Annotated in this window: 17 protein-coding genes; 8 read left to right on the top strand and 9 right to left on the bottom strand. The window is 72.6% G+C overall.

Annotation, left to right across the window (positions count from 1 at the left end; translation table 11 throughout):
* Positions 1-348: an ArsR/SmtB family transcription factor gene (locus ABEA10_RS15445; RefSeq protein WP_345463775.1), complete on the top strand. Its 348-nt coding sequence runs from the start codon at positions 1-3 to the stop codon at positions 346-348.
* On the top strand, positions 345-986 hold the full coding sequence (locus tag ABEA10_RS15440; RefSeq protein WP_345463772.1) for an SRPBCC family protein: 642 nt from the start codon (positions 345-347) through the stop codon (positions 984-986). Before ABEA10_RS15445 ends, ABEA10_RS15440 begins: the two co-directional genes overlap by 4 nt.
* 7 nt (positions 987-993) lie before the next feature.
* On the opposite strand, the gene ABEA10_RS15435 is transcribed toward ABEA10_RS15440, so the two are convergent.
* Positions 994-1,743 carry a hypothetical protein gene (locus tag ABEA10_RS15435; protein WP_345463769.1) on the bottom strand — a complete coding sequence of 250 codons (750 nt, stop codon included), beginning with the start codon at positions 1,741-1,743 and terminating at the stop codon, positions 994-996.
* A gap of 397 nt (positions 1,744-2,140) precedes the next feature.
* On the opposite strand from ABEA10_RS15435, the gene ABEA10_RS15430 reads away from it, so the two are divergent.
* Complete coding sequence (locus ABEA10_RS15430) at positions 2,141-2,953, top strand: S1 family peptidase (protein ID WP_345463766.1); 813 nt, start codon at positions 2,141-2,143, stop codon at positions 2,951-2,953.
* A 121-nt stretch (positions 2,954-3,074) separates the two neighbouring features.
* Here the strand turns inward: ABEA10_RS15430 and ABEA10_RS15425 are convergent, their stop codons facing one another.
* From ABEA10_RS15425 to ABEA10_RS15410, 4 genes are all read right to left on the bottom strand, one after another.
* A complete protein-coding gene (locus ABEA10_RS15425) occupies positions 3,075-4,307 on the bottom strand; it encodes a DUF4241 domain-containing protein (RefSeq protein ID WP_345463763.1) in 1,233 nt (410 codons plus the stop codon).
* Between the two features lie 106 nt (positions 4,308-4,413).
* Positions 4,414-5,373, bottom strand: a complete 960-nt coding sequence (locus ABEA10_RS15420) for an acyltransferase domain-containing protein (protein WP_345463760.1) — start codon at positions 5,371-5,373, stop codon at positions 4,414-4,416.
* A gap of 11 nt (positions 5,374-5,384) precedes the next feature.
* Positions 5,385-6,479 carry a phosphotransferase family protein gene (locus tag ABEA10_RS15415; protein WP_345463757.1) on the bottom strand — a complete coding sequence of 365 codons (1,095 nt, stop codon included), beginning with the start codon at positions 6,477-6,479 and terminating at the stop codon, positions 5,385-5,387.
* Between the two features lie 3 nt (positions 6,480-6,482).
* On the bottom strand, positions 6,483-8,087 hold the full coding sequence (locus ABEA10_RS15410; RefSeq protein ID WP_345463754.1) for a glycosyltransferase: 1,605 nt from the start codon (positions 8,085-8,087) through the stop codon (positions 6,483-6,485).
* A 124-nt stretch (positions 8,088-8,211) separates the two neighbouring features.
* Here ABEA10_RS15410 and ABEA10_RS15405 point away from each other — a divergent pair, with 124 nt between their 5' ends.
* The gene (locus tag ABEA10_RS15405) at positions 8,212-9,021 is read left to right on the top strand and encodes a dienelactone hydrolase family protein (protein ID WP_345463751.1); all 810 of its coding nucleotides are present in this window, start codon (positions 8,212-8,214) and stop codon (positions 9,019-9,021) included.
* 21 nt (positions 9,022-9,042) lie between these two features.
* Here the strand turns inward: ABEA10_RS15405 and ABEA10_RS15400 are convergent, their stop codons facing one another.
* The 3 genes from ABEA10_RS15400 to ABEA10_RS15390 form a co-directional block, all read right to left on the bottom strand.
* On the bottom strand, positions 9,043-9,609 hold the full coding sequence (locus ABEA10_RS15400; protein ID WP_345463748.1) for a hypothetical protein: 567 nt from the start codon (positions 9,607-9,609) through the stop codon (positions 9,043-9,045).
* Between the two features lie 63 nt (positions 9,610-9,672).
* Positions 9,673-10,260 carry a hypothetical protein gene (locus ABEA10_RS15395; RefSeq protein WP_345463746.1) on the bottom strand — a complete coding sequence of 196 codons (588 nt, stop codon included), beginning with the start codon at positions 10,258-10,260 and terminating at the stop codon, positions 9,673-9,675.
* A gap of 9 nt (positions 10,261-10,269) precedes the next feature.
* Positions 10,270-11,178: an alpha/beta fold hydrolase gene (locus ABEA10_RS15390; RefSeq protein WP_345463744.1), complete on the bottom strand. Its 909-nt coding sequence runs from the start codon at positions 11,176-11,178 to the stop codon at positions 10,270-10,272.
* Between the two features lie 149 nt (positions 11,179-11,327).
* Here ABEA10_RS15390 and ABEA10_RS15385 point away from each other — a divergent pair, with 149 nt between their 5' ends.
* The 4 genes from ABEA10_RS15385 (at position 11,328) to ABEA10_RS15370 (ending at position 14,488) form a co-directional block, all read left to right on the top strand.
* Positions 11,328-12,521 carry a DNA polymerase domain-containing protein gene (locus tag ABEA10_RS15385; RefSeq protein WP_345463741.1) on the top strand — a complete coding sequence of 398 codons (1,194 nt, stop codon included), beginning with the start codon at positions 11,328-11,330 and terminating at the stop codon, positions 12,519-12,521.
* A 242-nt stretch (positions 12,522-12,763) separates the two neighbouring features.
* Positions 12,764-13,381: a TetR/AcrR family transcriptional regulator gene (locus ABEA10_RS15380; protein WP_345463738.1), complete on the top strand. Its 618-nt coding sequence runs from the start codon at positions 12,764-12,766 to the stop codon at positions 13,379-13,381.
* A 106-nt stretch (positions 13,382-13,487) separates the two neighbouring features.
* A complete protein-coding gene (locus ABEA10_RS15375) occupies positions 13,488-13,982 on the top strand; it encodes an SRPBCC family protein (RefSeq protein ID WP_345463735.1) in 495 nt (164 codons plus the stop codon).
* The gene (locus ABEA10_RS15370; RefSeq protein WP_345463732.1) at positions 13,979-14,488 is read left to right on the top strand and encodes a DinB family protein; all 510 of its coding nucleotides are present in this window, start codon (positions 13,979-13,981) and stop codon (positions 14,486-14,488) included. Before ABEA10_RS15375 ends, ABEA10_RS15370 begins: the two co-directional genes overlap by 4 nt.
* 27 nt (positions 14,489-14,515) lie before the next feature.
* Here ABEA10_RS15370 and ABEA10_RS15365 read toward each other — a convergent pair whose 3' ends face one another.
* Positions 14,516-16,678, bottom strand: coding sequence for a molybdopterin-dependent oxidoreductase (locus tag ABEA10_RS15365; RefSeq protein WP_345463729.1), 2,163 nt, complete (start codon positions 16,676-16,678; stop codon positions 14,516-14,518).
* Positions 16,679-16,685: the final 7 nt, after the last annotated feature.

Raw genomic sequence — 16,685 nt, 5'->3', positions numbered from 1 at the left:
GTGCACGCGTTCGACGTTCTCGGCGACCCGGTGCGCCGGCGGATCCTGGAGCTCCTCGCCGACGGTGAGAAGACCTCCGGTGCCGTCTGCGCGGTCATCCAGGAGGAGTTCGGCATCTCTCAGCCGGCGGTGTCACAGCACCTGCGGGTGCTGCGCGACGGAGGTTTCGCGACCGTGCGGCCCGAGGGGACCCGGCGACTCTACGCGGTGAACTCCGCCCCGCTGCGCGAGGTGGACGAGTGGCTCGGCCGGTTCCGTCGCTACTGGACGCCGCACCTGGACGCGCTGGCCACCGAACTGGCCCGAGGCCGGCGCGAGCGCCGTCAGCCGAAGGAGAAGGAACAGTGATCGACGTCATCGAGCAGCTCAACAGCGTCACCCGCACCGTCGGCGACCGCGTCCTGGAGGCCGGTGAGGCCCGCGTCGTGACCCTCACCCGGACCTACGACGCCACCGTCGACGAGCTGTGGGACGCCTGCACGAACCCCGAGCGGATCCCACGCTGGTTCCTGCCGATCTCCGGCGAGCTGAAGGAGGGCGGCCGGTTCCAGTTCGAGGGCAACGCGGGCGGCACGATCGAGCGCTGCGACCCGCCGGAGAGCTTCGCGACGACGTGGGAGTTCGCCGGCGGGCACAGCCGGATCGAGGTCCGCCTCGTCCCGGAGCCGGCGGGCGGCACCCGGTTCGAGCTCGAACACACGATCCCGGTGGACGAGCACTGGGCCCAGTTCGGCCCGGGCGCGGTCGGCATCGGATGGGAGATGGGGCTGCTCGGCCTCGACCTCCACCTGTCCTCGGGCGGAACCTTCGACCCGGCCGAGGGCGCCGCGTGGGCCGCCTCGGACGAGGCCCGGCGCTTCATGACCGTGAGCAGCGAGCGCTGGTGCGAGGCGCACATCGCCGGCGGCGCACCGCAAGAGGAGGCCCGCGCGGCGGCGGCCCGCACGACCGCCGCCTACACGGCCGTTCCCCCGCAGGAGTCCTGACCGCCGCTCACCCGTCGCGGCGGGTGAGCGTCCAGGCCCCGGCGCCCAGCGCCACCGCCGCGTACCCGCACAGCACCGCCGGCCCCGCCCAGGGCGACAGGTCGCCGGACGCCGTCCGGGACACGCCGAGGGAGTCGCCGACGATGGCCGGCGGCACCCAGCGGACCGCCGCGGGCGCGACGGCGAGCAGCAACTGCCCGGCGACGAAGACCACGCCGACGTACGTGGCGAGCGCGGCGGCCGAGTGACGGACGATCGCGCCCAGCCCGAGGCCGAACAACCCCATCAGCGCGATGCCCGCGCCGGAGAGCACGACCGCGCGCAGCACGCCCGGCTGGCCGAGGCCCGGTGCGGTCAGCCGGCCGTGCAGCGCGGCCCGGCCGGCGAGGAACGCGACGAACGCCGTCACCTCGCCGAGCACGAGCGTCACCAGGCCGAAGACCGTCGCCTTGGCGGTCAGCAGCAGCGGCCGGTCCGGCACGGCGGCGAGCGTCGCGCGGATCATCCCCGAGGAGTACTCGCCGGTCATCGTCAGCACGCCGAGGACACCGACCAGCAGCAGGCCGGGCGCGACCCCGGCGAGCACGTTGTTCGTCAGGTCGGCGGACGCGTCCTTGCTGTTCGCGCCCACCGCGACCCCGATCCCGGTGGCGCCGGCGACCGTGACCGCGAGCGTCCACCACGTCGAGCGCAGGGTCCGCAGTTTGATCCACTCCATCCGCGACGCGGCGGCGAAACGGTGGACGGTGGTGGTCATGACGTGCTCTCCTCACGGACGGGCCGGCCGCGGTGCTCGGCGGCGGCCGAGGTCAGGGTCGGGAACGCCTCTTCCAGGGAGCCGTACCGCGTGGACGGCTCCGCTGTGGTGTCCGGACGCGTTCATGGTCCCGGCGCGCGCCGGCGGGCGCGATCGTGCGATCACGAGGATTCGGGGTTCGGTTCACCTCACCGGATCCCGGACCGGAATCCACTCTCCTCGGTGATCGTCCAAGGTGGCCTGCGACCTGGCCCGAACCGGTCTCGGACGGACCTGTACGGCGGCTGAGCGCGGATTCACACTATGGCCGGGAACGCGCACCCCGCCGCGCGTGCCGGCGCATGAGGAGGACCACGTGAGACCACGGCGTCGTCGGATCGGAAGAGGAATCGGCGCGGTGATCGCGCTGGTCGCCGCCGCGCTGCTCGTCCCGGCCGCCGCACGGGCGGACACGGCCTCCGGCGAGACGCGTGCCCGGCAGGTGGCCCGGGCGCTGGGCGCGGTCCCCGGCACCGCCTGGCTGCTCGACCCCCGCGCGGACACCGTCGTCGTGCTCGCCGACCGTACGGTGACCGGCGCGCGGCTCGACCGGGTCGAGGCCGCGACCAGGCCCTACGGCGACGCCGTGCGGCTGCGGCGGATCGACGGCGTCCTCGGCCTGCGGCTGAGCGGCGGCGACCCGGTGACCGGCGGCGGGTACCGCTGCACGGCGGGCGCCAACGTCACGGGCGGCGGCGCGTACTACTTCGTCACCGCCGGGCACTGCGGAACGGCCGCGAGCACCTGGTACACCCTCGGCGGCGCCCTCATCGGCCCGACCGCCGGCACCAGCTTCCCGGGCAACGACTACTCGATCGTCCGCTACACCGGGAACGTGTCCCACGACGGCACGGTCGGCCAGCAGGACATCACCGGGGCCGGCGGCGCGTACGTCGGGGAGCACGTCTGCATGCGGGGCGGTACGACCGGCGTGCACTGCGGCACCGTACTGGCCCTGAACGCGTCGGTGAACTACGCCGAGGGCACGGTGAACGGCCTGATCGAGACGAACGTCTGCGCCGAGCCGGGCGACAGCGGCGGCGCACTGTACGACGGCTCGACCCTGCTGGGCATCCTGTCCGGCGGCACCGGCGACTGCACCTCGGGCGGCGTCACGTTCTTCCAGCCGATCATCGAGATCCTCAACGCCTACGGCCTGACCGTCTACTGACCGGCGAGCGCGCTCGGCGCGGCCCGCCGACGCGGTCGAGCCGCCGTCCGCCCGCGTGGGAGGTGGCCGGCCGGGGCGCCGCGTGACCGTCGGTCGCGTAGGCGTGCCGGTGCGCGTCCGGCTATGACAGCATCGTCGCTGTGTGCAGCACCAGCATGTCGGCGACGAAGCAGGCGACCTCACCGTCGGTGGTCCGGCCGATCCATGTCGGATACGCCCCGTCGCCCCAGCCGCTGGGGAACGCGATCAGGTTCGCGCCGGTCGCCGGATCGGACACTTCCACGGCCTGGTCGCTCAGTAGGTCCTCGAAGGCGTCCTCGTAGGTCTCTTCCACGATGTCCGCCAGGGCTTCGGCCGCTTCGGCGTCGACGAAACACCCCATGCCGGCATCGACGCCGAAGCCGAAGAACTCCCCGTCTCCCAGAAGACGTGGATCCTGGTCCGGGCGGAGCGCGAGCTCCCAGGAGGCGACGGGCTCGTCGCGAACGGTGAGCCTGGCCGCCGCCACACGACGGTGGCCGGGTTCGGCGGCGAACCGGATGAGCGAGAGCTCCACGGGGTACTCGCCGGCGGCGACGGCGGCGGTGAACGGCGCGACGTCGGGGCGCAGCCAACCAGGGTCGGCGGCGGCCGGCATCCCGGAGGTCATGCGCAACGCGCCCGCCTGACGCGTCTCGACGACCACCTCGGCGCCGTGTTCGAGCCGGTACCGAGTCCCCTTGGCGAACATGGGTTCAAGCGGTGCGGGCCGGAGCGGCCGGGGCGGCCTCCAGGGCCGCTCGTCGGCGGAGAGCCCTTGCCCCTGAGGGTCCGACGCGTCATGCAGGACGAGATCCGGCGCCGCGTCGTACCCGATGGCGCGAAAGACCGTCTCCACGAGGCGCCGCCACTCGCCGAACACGGGGACCACGTCCCAGCAGTCCTCCGGCGACACGTTCTGATTCGTCACGGCCAGGCCGCCGCACCGGCCCTCCGGCCTGTCCTCGATCGTCATGCGGCCGTCCAGTGAGATCGTCACCGTACGCGTCACGGCCCGTTCGTCGAACTCGGCCTGCGCGTCGTCGCCGTAATCCCATCGACGGGCGTGCGCCAAGAACATGCGGTCCTGGGCCAGACGCCGAAACTCCGCCTGATACCTGCGACGAAGCCGCTCGTCGAAGAGCCAGACCGCGCAGTAGTGCTCTGTCCAGGCCACATCGATCGTGGCCGTCGGCCGCTCGCCGAGAGACAGCAGCACCGTGTACTGCTCGCCGTCCCGGTCGCGCTCCTCCGCCCGGGCCGCTGACAGGGGGCCGACGGCTCGCCGCCCCCCGGCGTCCCAGCCTTCGCAGTAGGAGACCAGCAATTGATCCACGAGCACGTCATCACCGCATTCCGTCCGCACCTGCCGGCGGACCAACCTAGCCATCTGGGCCGACAAAGAGCCTCCGGCCGGTCGCTCGGTCCGCGTCGGCGGACGCTCACGGCCGGCCGTTCAGGGCGACCCGGCCCTTGCGGTTGAGCCAGCGGCCGCCCGCGCGGAGGTGGGCGAGCCCGGCGCGCTGGAGCGAGGTCCGTGCCGTGAGCTCGTCCAGCGGTGTCGCGAGCGTGCCGAACACGAAGCGGAGGAAGTCCTCGGTGCCGTCCTCGCCGCCCGGCAGGAGCTCGAAGCGGCGCTGGAAACGGAGGATGTTGGAGTCGGCGGGGAGGTACTCCGCGAGCGTCGGGTCCAGCAGCCACGAGCCGCACGTCACCTCGTCGTACGGCTCGTCCGGAAAGTGCCGGGGGAAGAACTCCCGTGCCCACGCGAACGACCTGTCGCACGCTCCCGGGGTGAGCGGGCCGGAGCGGGGGATGTGCAGCGCCAACGCCCGCGACTCCGGGGTCTGCCGCCGCTGGAACTGGAGCCGGCCCAGCTCGTAGATGCCGCCGCGGACGTGCAGGGTCAGCCACTGGAGCATCACGGGCCAGCCCTCGCCGTTCATGCGCCGGTCGATGGCGAGGTTGCGGCCGAGGTCGGCGAGCGTGGTCCACGAGACGTCGTCCGGGACGCCGTGCCGCGCGTGGTACGCGCGCACGTCGTTCAGCAGGGCGAGGTAGGCGTAGACGTAGAAGTGCCGCCAGGCGGGACCGCGGTCACGCGGCAGCGAGGGGCCCGGCACCAGCCACGCGGCCCCGCCCAGGTCCGCGCGCACGGCGGCGACGACCTTCCCGAGGAGCCAGCCGAGCTCGGGCGGCCAGTCGCCGGACGGCCAGCCCGCGAGGATCTCCGCGGCGTCCCGCGGGGCGACCGCGAGCCGGTCGAGCAGCGCCGGTGCCTCCGCGTACGGCGGCAGGCGCGGCTCGGGCGGCGCCTCGCCGTCCAGCCCGCGCACCCGGGCGGCCGCCTCCGGCGGCAGGTGGAGTCGCTCGGCGACCTCGCTGGGGTTCCGTCGGCTCATCACCCGATTCATTATCCGCCGGGCCGGACCTCCGTCTCCGGGTTTCCGGCGGCGTTCAGGACCGGCTCCAGAAGGGACAGGTAGCGGCCCGCCCAGTCGCGGAACGTCCACGTCTCCGGCCACCAGCGCAGGCGGTTGCGCTGGAAGAACTCCCACAGCAGCGCGCGGTCCTGGAGCAGGTAGGTCGTCGCGCGCCGCCGGAACCCCGGCCGGGGCGGGCGCGCCGTCAGGTAGGCGCCGAGGAAGGCACGGGCCAGGGAGGGGTCCTCGTCGAGATAGGAGCACGCCGTCCGCGCCAGGTCCGCCTCCGGGTCGCCGAAGTAGCACTCGACCAGGTCGAAGACGCCGCTGACCGTCCAGTCGGCGCCCTCGCCGGTCACCACGAGGTTGCCCTCCTTGTAGTCCTCCACGACGAGGCACGGCCGGAACGGCTCGGCCATCGCCTCGGCGCCGTCGGCGAGAAGTCCGCGTACCCAGGCCAGGTCGGCGGGGGTGGTGGCGCGCCCGTCGTGGCCGCGGGCCGTCTCCAGCCGGTGCGTGACGCGTTCGGCGACCCACCGGGCGTACGGGCCGGTCCACGGCCTGCGGGGCCCGGCACTCCAGGTCGACTCGCCGGGCGCCTCCAGCGGCCCGGCCGCCCCGGTCTCGGCCGCGAACCGGCCCGGCCGGTCGCTCGTGACCGCGTGCATCGCCGCGAGGTTGGCGCCCAGCGCCCGCGCGATGCCGTGTTTCTCCGCGCTGCCCAGGCGGTCGCGGACCTCCGGGGCGGACGGCTGGAGACCGGGCATGCGCGGCATGATGACGTAGCTCCACCCGAACACGCCGGGATCCGGGTCGATCCGGTACGGCGACGGGACCGGCACCCGGGTCGCCCCGGCCAGCAGTTCGACGTGGAACCGTTCGGTGGCGAACTGGCCCGGGAACGACGGGTTGCCGCGCAGCACGTACTCGCCGCCGGTGCTGCGCAGGAAGAGGTTCTGCCCGAAGTGCCCGTGCGGGATCGGCTCGGCGTCGACGAGGCGGCCCAGCCGATGACGGTCGAGGGCGGCCTGGAGCTGGCGGTCCGTGATCCGCCCGAGGCGCTCGGAGTAGGTTCTCGGCGTCATGGGTCAGCCCTTCAGCGCGGTCTCGCCGACGTCGGCGGCCGGTTCGGTGGCAGGGGCGGCGGGCGCGGGCGGCGGCTCTCCGAGCCCGTACCAGCTCCGCCGGATGAAGGCGCACAGCAGGGTCCCGTAGCTGACCGCCCAGAAGATCGAGCCGAGGTCGAGCCGGTGCCAGCCGGAGCGCGACAGCAGGTGGCGGGCGACGGCCGCGGCGAGCAGCACGACGAGGGCGATGTGCGGCGCCACCTCCTTGAGGTACAGCCCGGCCCGCCGGTCTTTTCGGGTGACCCGGTACGCCGGCTTGCGGCGCGGCCCGTACCGCAGCGCCCGCAGGCAGGCGGAGATGTAGACGAACATCAGCCCCACCCACATCTGCTTGGCCCGCACGACCTCGCGCCAGGACGTGCCGTTGCCCAGCAGGTACATGTACACCGCGAGCAGCGTGACGTACCCGGCCGAGTAGACGACGTGCGCGACGACGTGCTGGGAGAACATGCGCACGTCGAACAGCAGGCAGCACGCCGGGGTGAGGATCAGCACGAGCGTCGGCACGCTCGACAGGTAGAACAGCCCGACCTCCAGGAACTGCAGCCGCTGCCGGAACGACAGGCCGCGCGCGGTCAGCGGCGACTTCCAGAAGAAGATCCTCATGGTGTCCATCGCCCAGGTGCCGAGCTGCTTGCGGACGTTGGGCAGGTCCTCGGGCGCGACCTGGCCGACCGCTCCGTCGATCGGCAGGTACGCCCCGAGCAGGCCGTGCTGGAGCGCGAGGTAGCCGGAGTACAGGTCCTCGACCAGGTTCCAGGTGGGAAAGCCGCCGATCGTCTCCAGGCCCGACCGCCGCCACACGAGCCCGCTGCCGCAGGGGAACGCCGCCCCGGCCGCGGCCCGCGAGAGCATGATGCCCCGGTAGAAGAACCGGCGCCGGTTGCCGAACGGGTCGCCGGGGCTCACGTGCGCGTCCTTGACGGTCTGCACGTACGCGATGCCCGGATGGCGGACGAGGTGCCCGACCGTGTGCCGCAGGAAGTCCGGGTCGCCCACGAGATCGTCGGCGTCACGGGTCTCGACGAACTCGACCTCCGGGTACGCGCGGGCGACGAAGTCCAGCATGGAGTTGAGGTTGCCGTCCTTGGCGTCGCCTCGCCGCTCCGGCGTGTGCCGGCGCGGCGGACGGTGGTAGTGCAGCGGCGCGGACGGGAAGCGCCGCCGCAGGTCCTCCACCATCGTCCGTACGGCGGGGCGGTGCCCGTCGTCGCCGATCACCACGACGAGGCGGTCGTGGCGCCACCGCTGGGTGAGCACGCTCTCCAGGGTCCGCCGCACCATCGCCGGGGGCTCGTTGTAGGTGGGCACGAGCACGGCGACGTACGGTTCGGCGAGGTCGGGCGGCGCGGCGACGGCGAGCGGAAGCCGGTTCCAGTTGTCGTACACGGTGACGAACAGCAGGCCGATGAGGAAGGCGTTCGCCAGCAGGAAGGGAAGCGACACCCACAGGTCGCGAACGGTGAGGTCGGCGACGATCCAGCCCGCGTAGATCAGGGACGCCACGATGAGCGTGACACCGGTCCCCTTGCGAATGCTGTTGCTTTCCCACGATTTGCCCGGCATCAGCGAATGAGACGTGAATCGCCGCCCGACGGTTCCCCTGGCCGGAGGAGGAAACCGATTCCGCTCGACGCGCCCTGCCCGGTTCGCGATGATGACCCGGACACGCGACGACTAGGGAGGCATCGTGACGGGTTCGGCGCCGACTTCGGAGCTCAGCGGCTGGAAGAGCGCCCCGTTCACCGGGGCCGGGATCACGCATGACGTGTACGAGAAGGGCGACGGGCCCGGTGTCGTGCTCGTCCCGGAGGTCCCAGGCATCTCGCCCGAGGTACTCGGCCTGGCCGACCACCTGGTCGAACAGGGATTCACGGTCGTCATCCCGTCGCTGTTCGGCACGCCGGGCCGGCCGGTCACCGGCCCGTACTCCGCCGGGACGATCGCCCGGCTCTGCGTGTCGGCCGAGTTCCGCGCCTTCGCGACCAACGCGCACCGGCCCGTCGCCGACTACCTGCGCGAACTCGCCCGCGACCTCGCGGCCCGCACGCCGGGTCCCGGCGTCGGCGTCATCGGCATGTGCTTCACCGGCGGGTTCGCCCTGGCGACCGCCGTGGACGAGGTGGTGCTGGCCTCGGTGCTCAGCCAGCCGGCGGTGCCCTTCCCGGTCGGCGGCGCCCGCCGGCGCGATCCGGGGCTCTCCCAGGACGAGCTCGCCACCGTGGCCGACCGTACGACCGCATCCGGCCTGTGCCTGCTCGGGCTGCGCTTCAGCGCCGACCGCATGTGTCCGCCGGACCGCTTCGCGACCTTGCGGGAGCGTCTCGGCGACGCGTTCGAGATCATCGAGCTGGACTCCTCGCCGGGCAACGCCGGCGGCTTCGGCCGGGCGGCGCACTCGGTGCTGACCGCCGAGGTGCGCGAGGAGCCCGGCCACCCGGCCCTCGCCGCCCGCGAGCGGGTCGTGGAGTTCCTGCGCGAGCGGCTCATCCCGGGCTGAGCCGGTCCGTCAGCCGGTCCGTCAGCCGGGCAGCGGCCGGATCAGCGGGTCGAGGCCGGCGCGCGCGTCGGCGACGGTGATGAAGTCCGGCTCCGCGATCCGCCGCACCTCGGTCAGGTCGGCATGCTCGTAGAAGTGCCCGCCGACCAGGCGTCCGCGCCGGTCGTACGGCCAGTGCATGGCGATCCGCTGGCGGACGAGGTAGTACCCCTCGGGGTCGCCGTCCGGGATCACGTGGCCGCGGGCGTAGGTGTTGAAGGTCGCCTCCGTCGCGAGCCCCCAGTCGGCCACCGCCAGCTGCTCGTCCTGGAGCACCATGACGTTGGTCCCGCTGTTCGCCAGCGTCCGGTAGAAGGCGGCCACCTCATCGGGCCCGTCGAGCGTGGCGCTCGTGCGGTTGAGGTTGAGGTAGCAGACGGGGTGTTCGACCGTCATCTGCGGGACGAAGATCTGCTTCCACCGGCCGGTCACCTGGAGCAGCGCGTGGCGGCGGTAGTTCTCTAAGATTCGCCGGCGGTGCGGGTTCTCGACGCGTTGGAGGAGTTCGTCCGCGGCCTGGGTCAGCGTGGTGATGTCGAGCTTTGCCACTGAGGAGTCCTCGCTGCCTCATTCACCGGGGCGGGGGGCGTCCCGGCACTCGCATGAGTCCCCTCATGGTGACACGGCGCGGGGACCGTCCTGTTCCACGGTTTGCAACAGTCCCCACACGAAATGGGCGACGTACGAGCGCGCGGCGGCGTTCTCGCCGGGAGCCGTGAAGCCCACCTTCCACCGGCTCGGCACCGTGTCGGCCTGGTGGCGGGCCGGCGGGAAGCGTTCCGCCACGTCGGAGACGACACACGACCACGGCGTCAGGTCCGCGACGCCGTCGATCCGCGGTCCCGGGGCCCCTTCCGGCCGGACCAGCCACTCGTGCAGCACCGACCCGTCGGGCCCGATGAGGGCCTCGAACCGCAGATCGGGCCAGAGCGGCAGGTCCCACCAGTCCGTACGGCAGGTCACGTCGCCGACCGTCCGCTCGGCGCCGTCGGCGGGCGGCCCGAGCACGAGGCGCAGCCGGCGCTCACCGCCGGGAAAGGCCCGCGACCGCAGGATCCGCTGCCAGCGGGCGTTCACCTGCCGCATCTCGGTGCGCGAGGCCCCCAGCGAACGCATCGCCCCGGCCACCAGGTCGGGCTGGTAGTCGGCCATGCGCCGCAGCAGGACGAGCTGGAACTCCCGCCGGGCGAACCCCTTCATGACCGTCCATCAAACCATCGTGTGTTCCAGGAGGAGTTCGGCGACCCGGCGGGGGAGGCCGGGGGAGAGGAACGTGTGCCCCATGCCCGGAACCGTCCGCAGCCGGGCGCCGGGGATCTGGGCGGCGAGCGCCTCGCCGTGCGGCAGCGGCCGGAGCGGGTCCTCGGTGCCGTGCACGACCAGCGTCGGCGCCGTGATCGACGTCAGCGGGACGCGCCGGTCGTCGGTCATCCGCCGGGAGGCCAGGTCGTGGTTGGCCGCCGCGGCGGGGTCGTCGGCACTGTCGTGGGAGTCGGCCACGAGCCGCCGGGCGGCCGGCTCGTCGAAGGGCAGCACGTCGCCGTTCAGCACGCGCCAGGTCTCCAGGTCCGCGGCGATGCGCTCTTCGCGGGTCGTGCGCGGCATCCGCGCCTTCCGGGCCAGGTGCTCCAGGAACCGGGGCGCGGGCGGCGGCAGGTCGTCGGGGTCGGGCGCCTGCCCGGCCAGCGCGCGTGCCCAGGCCGGACCGGCGTCCGCGCCCATCGGACCCGTCATGATCGCGGTCAGCGTACGGACCCGCTCGGGGCGGTGTACGGCGAGCCACTGGGCGATCGCGCCGCCGAGGGAGGCCCCCACGACGTGCGCGGCGGCGACGCCGTGTCCGTCGAGCACGGCGACGGCGTCGGCGGCCAGGTCCGCCAGCGTGTACGGGTGGGTGGCGAAGTCCACGCAGTCGGACCTGCCGGTGTCCCGGTGGTCGAAGCGGAGCACCTGGTGTCCGCCGCCGACGAGCGTCTCCACGAGTTCGCCGGGCCAGCCGATCGCCGGTGTGGCGGTCCCCATGATCAGCAGTATCGCCGGATCCTCCGGAGCGCCGAACCGTTCGGTCCACAGGCGCAGCCCGGCCGAGTTGACGAAGGTCCTTTCCGTGGAATTCATGGCCGCGAATATAGCGGACCAAATTGATTTTCGCATTTCCCATTAATGGTCGCTGAAATGCGATTCTTTTGGTATAATGTAGGTGTCGGGAGCAAGCCGCTCCCGAGTTGGGTGTTCTTTCCGCGCACGTGGCGATCTATGGTGAGCGCATGCCGAAGTCGCAGGTCCTGGAGGTCGCCGGGCGTGAGGTGACGGTCACCAACCCGGGCAAGGTGGTCTTCCCCTCCGGCGGTCACACGAAGCTGGACCTCGTTCGCTACTACCTCTCCGTCGCCGACGGCGCGCTGCGCGGCGTCGCGGGCCGGCCGATGATCCTCAAGCGTTTCGTCAAGGGGATCGACGAGGAGGCCTTCTTCCAGAAGCGCGCCCCGGCCACGCGGCCGGACTGGATCGAGGTGGCGCGGCTCCAGTACGCGTCGGGCCGTTCGGCCGACGAGGTCGTCGTCCGGGACGCCGCGCAGCTCGCCTGGGTGGTGAACCTCGGCTGCGTCGACCTCAACCCGCACCCGGTGCTCGCGGAGGACCTCGACCACCCCGACGAACTGCGGATCGACCTCGATCCGGTGCCCGGCGTCCCGTGGGGACAGATCGTGGAGGTCGCCCTGGTCGCCAAGGAGGTTCTGGAGGACCACGGCCTGACCGCGTGGCCCAAGACGTCCGGCTCGCGCGGATTCCACATCTACACGCGCATCGATCCCCGGTGGCCTTACCGCGACGTACGGCTCGCCGCCGAGACCGTCGCCCGCGAGGTGGAGAACCGCGCCCCCGGCCTGGCCACCAGCCGCTGGTGGAAGGAGGAGCGGCAGGGCGTCTTCGTCGACTTCAACCAGAACGCCAAGGACCGCACGATCGCCTCGGCCTACTCCGTACGGCCGACCGGAGACGCTCGCGTGTCCACCCCGCTCACCTGGGACGAGGTGCCCGGCTGCCGTCCCGGGGAGTACACCATGACCACGGTCCCCGGACGGTATGCGTCCATCGGCGACCCCTGGGCGGACATGGAAGGCACCGCGGGCTCCCTGGAACCGCTGCTGGAGCTGGCCGAACGCCTGGGCCCGGCGGAGAAGCCCCCGAAGGGCAAGGGCCGCAGGCAGCCGACGATGCCCCTCATCGAAATCGCCCGCGCCCGTACCAAGGACGAGGCGCTGGCGGCGCTGGATCGCTGGAAGGCCCGCCACTCCGATGTGGTGCGCCATCTGGAGGCCGCCGACATCCTGACCGATGGGATGCGCGGCCGCAGCTCGGTCTGGTACCGCATCCGCGTCAACCTCCAGCACGTCCCCGAGAACGAACGCCCACCGCAGGAACCGCTGGAGATCGACTACGACCCGTGGTCCGGCTGAACGTATGCACGATTACCTCGGAGCAGTCAGGTGGACCGGCTGACGGGACTCGGCTCGTGACCTGGGTGGTCCAGCCATACGTGGAGCCGACCGCCAGGACCGCCGGTCACACCGAATCGCTCCCTCGGCTCGTAGGGCTGGAGGCTTGTACTTCCCCCGACGAATGTCCGGTGCGTGGTCTGTTTATCACCGTGAGTGCACGGCCGATTGACAGACCGGTCGCCATCGGGGATTTTCGGCGGGTGGGTCGTTCGAGCGACGCGCGGGAGCGGCTGGTCAGAGCCGCGGCCCGGCTGTTCCTGGCACGCGGTTACCAGGCCGTCGGGGTGGATGAGCTGTGCGCCACCACCGGCGTCCCCCGAGGTACCTTCTACTACTTCTTCCGTTCCAAGACCGAGCTGGTCAAGGCGGTGATCGACCGGCACGCCCTGGCACTGTGGGCCCGCATCGAGGCCGGGGCCGCGTGCGGTGGCACCGACCACGCCGCCCGGCGTCTGCACGCGGTCGCCGACGCCGTCGGCCACATCCAGGCGGACTTCGAACGCCGTTTCGGCGCGCCGGTCGGCTGCCCGTTCGGCAACCTGGCCGCCGAGCTCGCCATCGCCGACGAGTCCGTGCGGGACCACCTCGCCGGCGTGTTCGCCGAGTGGGAGGAGCGGCTGGCCGTCCTGTGCCGCCACGCGGCCGACCAGGGCACGCTGCGGCCGGGTGTGGACCCCGTCCTGTTCGCACGCATCCTGCTCGCTCAGTTCCAGGGTCTGATCCTGCTGGCCAGAACCGGCCGGTCGACGGTCGCCGAACTCCCTGCGACGCTGCACCAGATCATCGACTCCCACCTCCTCGAAGGCGCCGGCGCATAGGACGTCTCACCGCCCCCGCGACGTCACCGCCAGGCATTGTCGTGCCTCCGGTGTAGCGTCCAGGCCGCAGTCAGGTGCATGGTCTGCGGTTGACGGAGGCGCGTGAATGACGAGTACGGCGGACGAGCCCGTGGCGGTGTCCCGGCGCATCGGGGCCCCGGTGCGGGACATCTTCCGGATCCTGGCCGACCCCGGACGGCATCCGGACTTCGACGGCTCGGGGATGCTGCGCGGTGGCGTCTCCGACGCCGTGATCTCGGGCGTCGGGGACGTCTTCGTGATGCGGATGCACTACGAGCGCTATGGCGACTACGAGATGAACAACCACGTCGTCGAGTACGAGCCGGACCGCCGCATCGGCTGGGAGCCGAGACCCGGTCGCGGGCACCCGGACGCCATCGCGCCGGGGGCCGCGTGGGGCCACCGGTGGATCTTCGACCTGGTCCCGGACGGGGCGGAGGCGACGGTCGTGACCGAGATCTTCGACGGCTCGCGCATGCCGGAGGACAAACGCGCGGAAGTGGACAGCGGGCGCGCCTGGTGGCAGAAGCAGATGGCGAGCACTCTGGAACGCCTCGCCGGACTGTGCGCCGCCCGGTGAACGCCGAACTCGACGTCCTCAAGAGCGCTCTGGACCGCCAGCGTGAGCACGTCGTCGGGATTCTCGAAGGCCTCTCGGAGGAGGATCTGCGGCGGCCGGTGCTGCCCAGCGGCTGGAGCTGCCTGGCACTGCTGCGCCACCTCACCCTGGATGTCGAACGCTTCTGGTTCTCCGGGGTGATCGCGGGCGAGCCGGAGGTGGCCGGACAGCTCACGGCGGGCGCGGAGACGCACTGGTACGTACCCGAGGGGATGAGTGCCGAGGAGGTCTTCGCCGGCTACCGGGCGGCCATCGCGCGCGCGGACGCCGTGCTCGCCGCCGCCGCGCCCGAACAGGAGCCCGCCGCCTGGCCCGTGGAGATCTGGCCGACCTGGCGGCTGCCTGACGTGCGGCACATCCTGATCCACGTGCTCACCGAGGTCGCCTGCCACAGCGGCCATCTGGACGCGGTGCGCGAACTGGTCGACGGCACCACCTGGCTCGGCGGTGACCCCTACGCCGGCTAGCTCGGTGACCGGGTGAGGGCCCGCCGGTCACCCGGGCGGGCCCAGGCGGATCGGTACGCCGTTGAGGTGGGCCATGCCCGCCAGGCGTTCCAGGTCGGCGGGGTCGGAGGAGGTCAGTACGTTGACGTTGGCGCCGCCGGCCCGGTTGGCGCGTCGCCAGCCGCCGCCTCGGTGGCCCCAGCCGTGCGGGACCGCCACCGTCCCGGGCATGACCTCGTCGGTGACCGTCACGGGTAGCTCGATCGTGCCGTACGGCGAGGTGATCCGGCATGGCCGGCCGTCGGTGAGTCCGTGCTCGGCCGCGTCCGCCGGGTGGATCCGTGCCGTGTGCGTCCGGTCGCCGCGCATCAGTGTCACGGAGTTGTGCATCCAGGAGTTCTGCGACCGCAGCTCGCGCAGCCCGATCAGGCGCAGCGGGTAGGCCGGGTCCTCCTCCGCGCCGAGCCGTGCGCACTCCGCGAGGATCTCCGGCGGGTCCAGCCGTACGCGTCGGTCGCGGTGGCGTACCACCGACCGCAGCACCCCCGTCCGTACGTGGTCGGCGAGGACCACGCCGTGCGGACGCCGCCGCAGCGCCCGCAGGCTGAGGCCGCCCCGCCGCAGCCCGAACAGGTCGCCGCCCGGGCCCAGCCGGACCGCCAGATCCAGCAGGAACACCGGCGACGGCGACGGGAAGCGGCGCAGCGCCGGGCCAAGGACCCGGCCCAGCCGGCGCGGGACGAAGAGCAGCAGCCCGGCCCGGCGGGCGATCGCGTCGATGATCTGCCACTCCTGCCGTGCCTCGCCGTACGGCCGCAGCACCGGCTCGGTGAACTGCGCGAACGGGGTGGTGAACAGGCCGAGGTTCGCCACCGGCAGGTCCTCGCGCTCCAGGAAGGTCGCCGCCGGCAGCACGTAGTCGGCGTGCCGGTTGGTGTCGTTGACGTACAGGTCGATCGAGACGAACAACTCCAGCCCGGACAGGGCGGCCGACAGCTCGTCGCCGTCCGGCACCGAGACGACCGGGTTCCCGGCCGAGACGAACAGCGCCCGCACCCGGCCCGCGCCCGGCGTGGTGATCTCCTTGGCCATCAGCGCCGCCGGGAAACTGCCGAGCACGTCGGGGAAGCCGCCCACGCGGGAGCGCCGCTTGGCGTACGAGGCGAGGCCGAAGCGGTCGGCGAGCCGTTCGATCCCGAGCGGTGAGGAGCCGAACACCGCGCCGCCGGGCCGGTCGAGGTTCCCGGTCACGACGTTCAGCGCGTCGAGCAGGTACGCCACGAGCGTCCCGTGCCGGCCCAGACACGAGCCGGTGCGCCCGTACGCCACCGCGCTGCCCGCCCGGGCCAGGTCGCGGGCCAGCCGGCGTACGACGTCGGGCGGCACGCCGGTACGGCCCTCGGTGGACTCCGGCGGATGGCCGGCGGCCATGGCGCGCAGCTCGTCCAGGCCCCGCGCCTGCCGGGCGATGGCCGCGCCGTCCTCCAGCCCCTCCGCGAAGATCACGTGCAGCAGGGACAACAGCAGCCAGGCGTCGCCGTCCGGCCGTACCGGCACGTGTTCGAAGGCGCGTGCCGTCTCCGACCGGCGCGGGTCGACGACGACCACCCGGCCGCCGCGCCGCGTGATCGCGCGCAACCGGTCCCGGATCCGCGGCGTGCTGACGACGCTGCCGTGGGAGACCAGCGGATTGGCGCCGACGATCAGCAGGAACTCGGTGCGGGCCAGGTCCGGGATGGGCACGCGGGTCAGCGAGCCGTAGAGCAGACGGCTCGCGACGAACCGGTTGTTGATGTCCTGCGAACCGGCCGTGAACAGGTTCGGCGAGCCGACCGCGGTCATGAACCCCTGGAGCCACAGCGCGTGGGAGTAGGAGAACGCCCCGGGGTTGCCGAAGTACCAGCCGACCGCCGGGCCGCCGTGGTCGCGCAGGATCCGCCGCAGCCGCCGGCCGATGTCGCCGAGCGCGTCGTCCCAGCTCACCGGTTCGAACCCGGAGCCGTCCGGGCGACGGCGCAACGGGCGGAGTACGCGATCCGGGTCATTCTGCACGTCGGTCATGGCGATGCCCTTGGGGCAGGCGAAACCGCGCGACAGCGGGTGCCGGTCGTCGGGCCGCAGCCGGACCAGCCGGTCGTCCTCCACCGTGGCGATCAGGCCGCACAGCGGCTCGCAGATCCGGCAGTAGGTGACCCGTTCCTCGGTGGCCATAACCGCA

Origin of the sequence: Actinoallomurus oryzae, from assembly GCF_039541955.1 — a bacterium.
GTDB lineage: Bacteria > Actinomycetota > Actinomycetes > Streptosporangiales > Streptosporangiaceae > Actinoallomurus > Actinoallomurus oryzae.
This window is presented reverse-complemented; position numbering and strand designations above follow the sequence as displayed.

Bases quoted from the DNA above. Each gene is read 5' to 3' on its own strand.
- ABEA10_RS15410 (WP_345463754.1), bottom strand. From the start codon at position 8,087: ATGCCGGGCAAATCGTGGGAAAGCAACAGCATTCGCAAGGGGACCGGT.
- ABEA10_RS15365 (WP_345463729.1), bottom strand. From the start codon at position 16,678: ATGGCCACCGAGGAACGGGTCACCTACTGCCGGATCTGCGAGCCGCTG.
- ABEA10_RS15385 (WP_345463741.1), top strand. From the start codon at position 11,328: ATGCCGAAGTCGCAGGTCCTGGAGGTCGCCGGGCGTGAGGTGACGGTC.
- ABEA10_RS15420 (WP_345463760.1), bottom strand. From the start codon at position 5,373: ATGAGCCGACGGAACCCCAGCGAGGTCGCCGAGCGACTCCACCTGCCG.
- ABEA10_RS15375 (WP_345463735.1), top strand. From the start codon at position 13,488: ATGACGAGTACGGCGGACGAGCCCGTGGCGGTGTCCCGGCGCATCGGG.
- ABEA10_RS15435 (WP_345463769.1), bottom strand. From the start codon at position 1,743: ATGACCACCACCGTCCACCGTTTCGCCGCCGCGTCGCGGATGGAGTGG.
- ABEA10_RS15395 (WP_345463746.1), bottom strand. From the start codon at position 10,260: ATGAAGGGGTTCGCCCGGCGGGAGTTCCAGCTCGTCCTGCTGCGGCGC.
- ABEA10_RS15415 (WP_345463757.1), bottom strand. From the start codon at position 6,479: ATGACGCCGAGAACCTACTCCGAGCGCCTCGGGCGGATCACGGACCGC.
- ABEA10_RS15390 (WP_345463744.1), bottom strand. From the start codon at position 11,178: ATGAATTCCACGGAAAGGACCTTCGTCAACTCGGCCGGGCTGCGCCTG.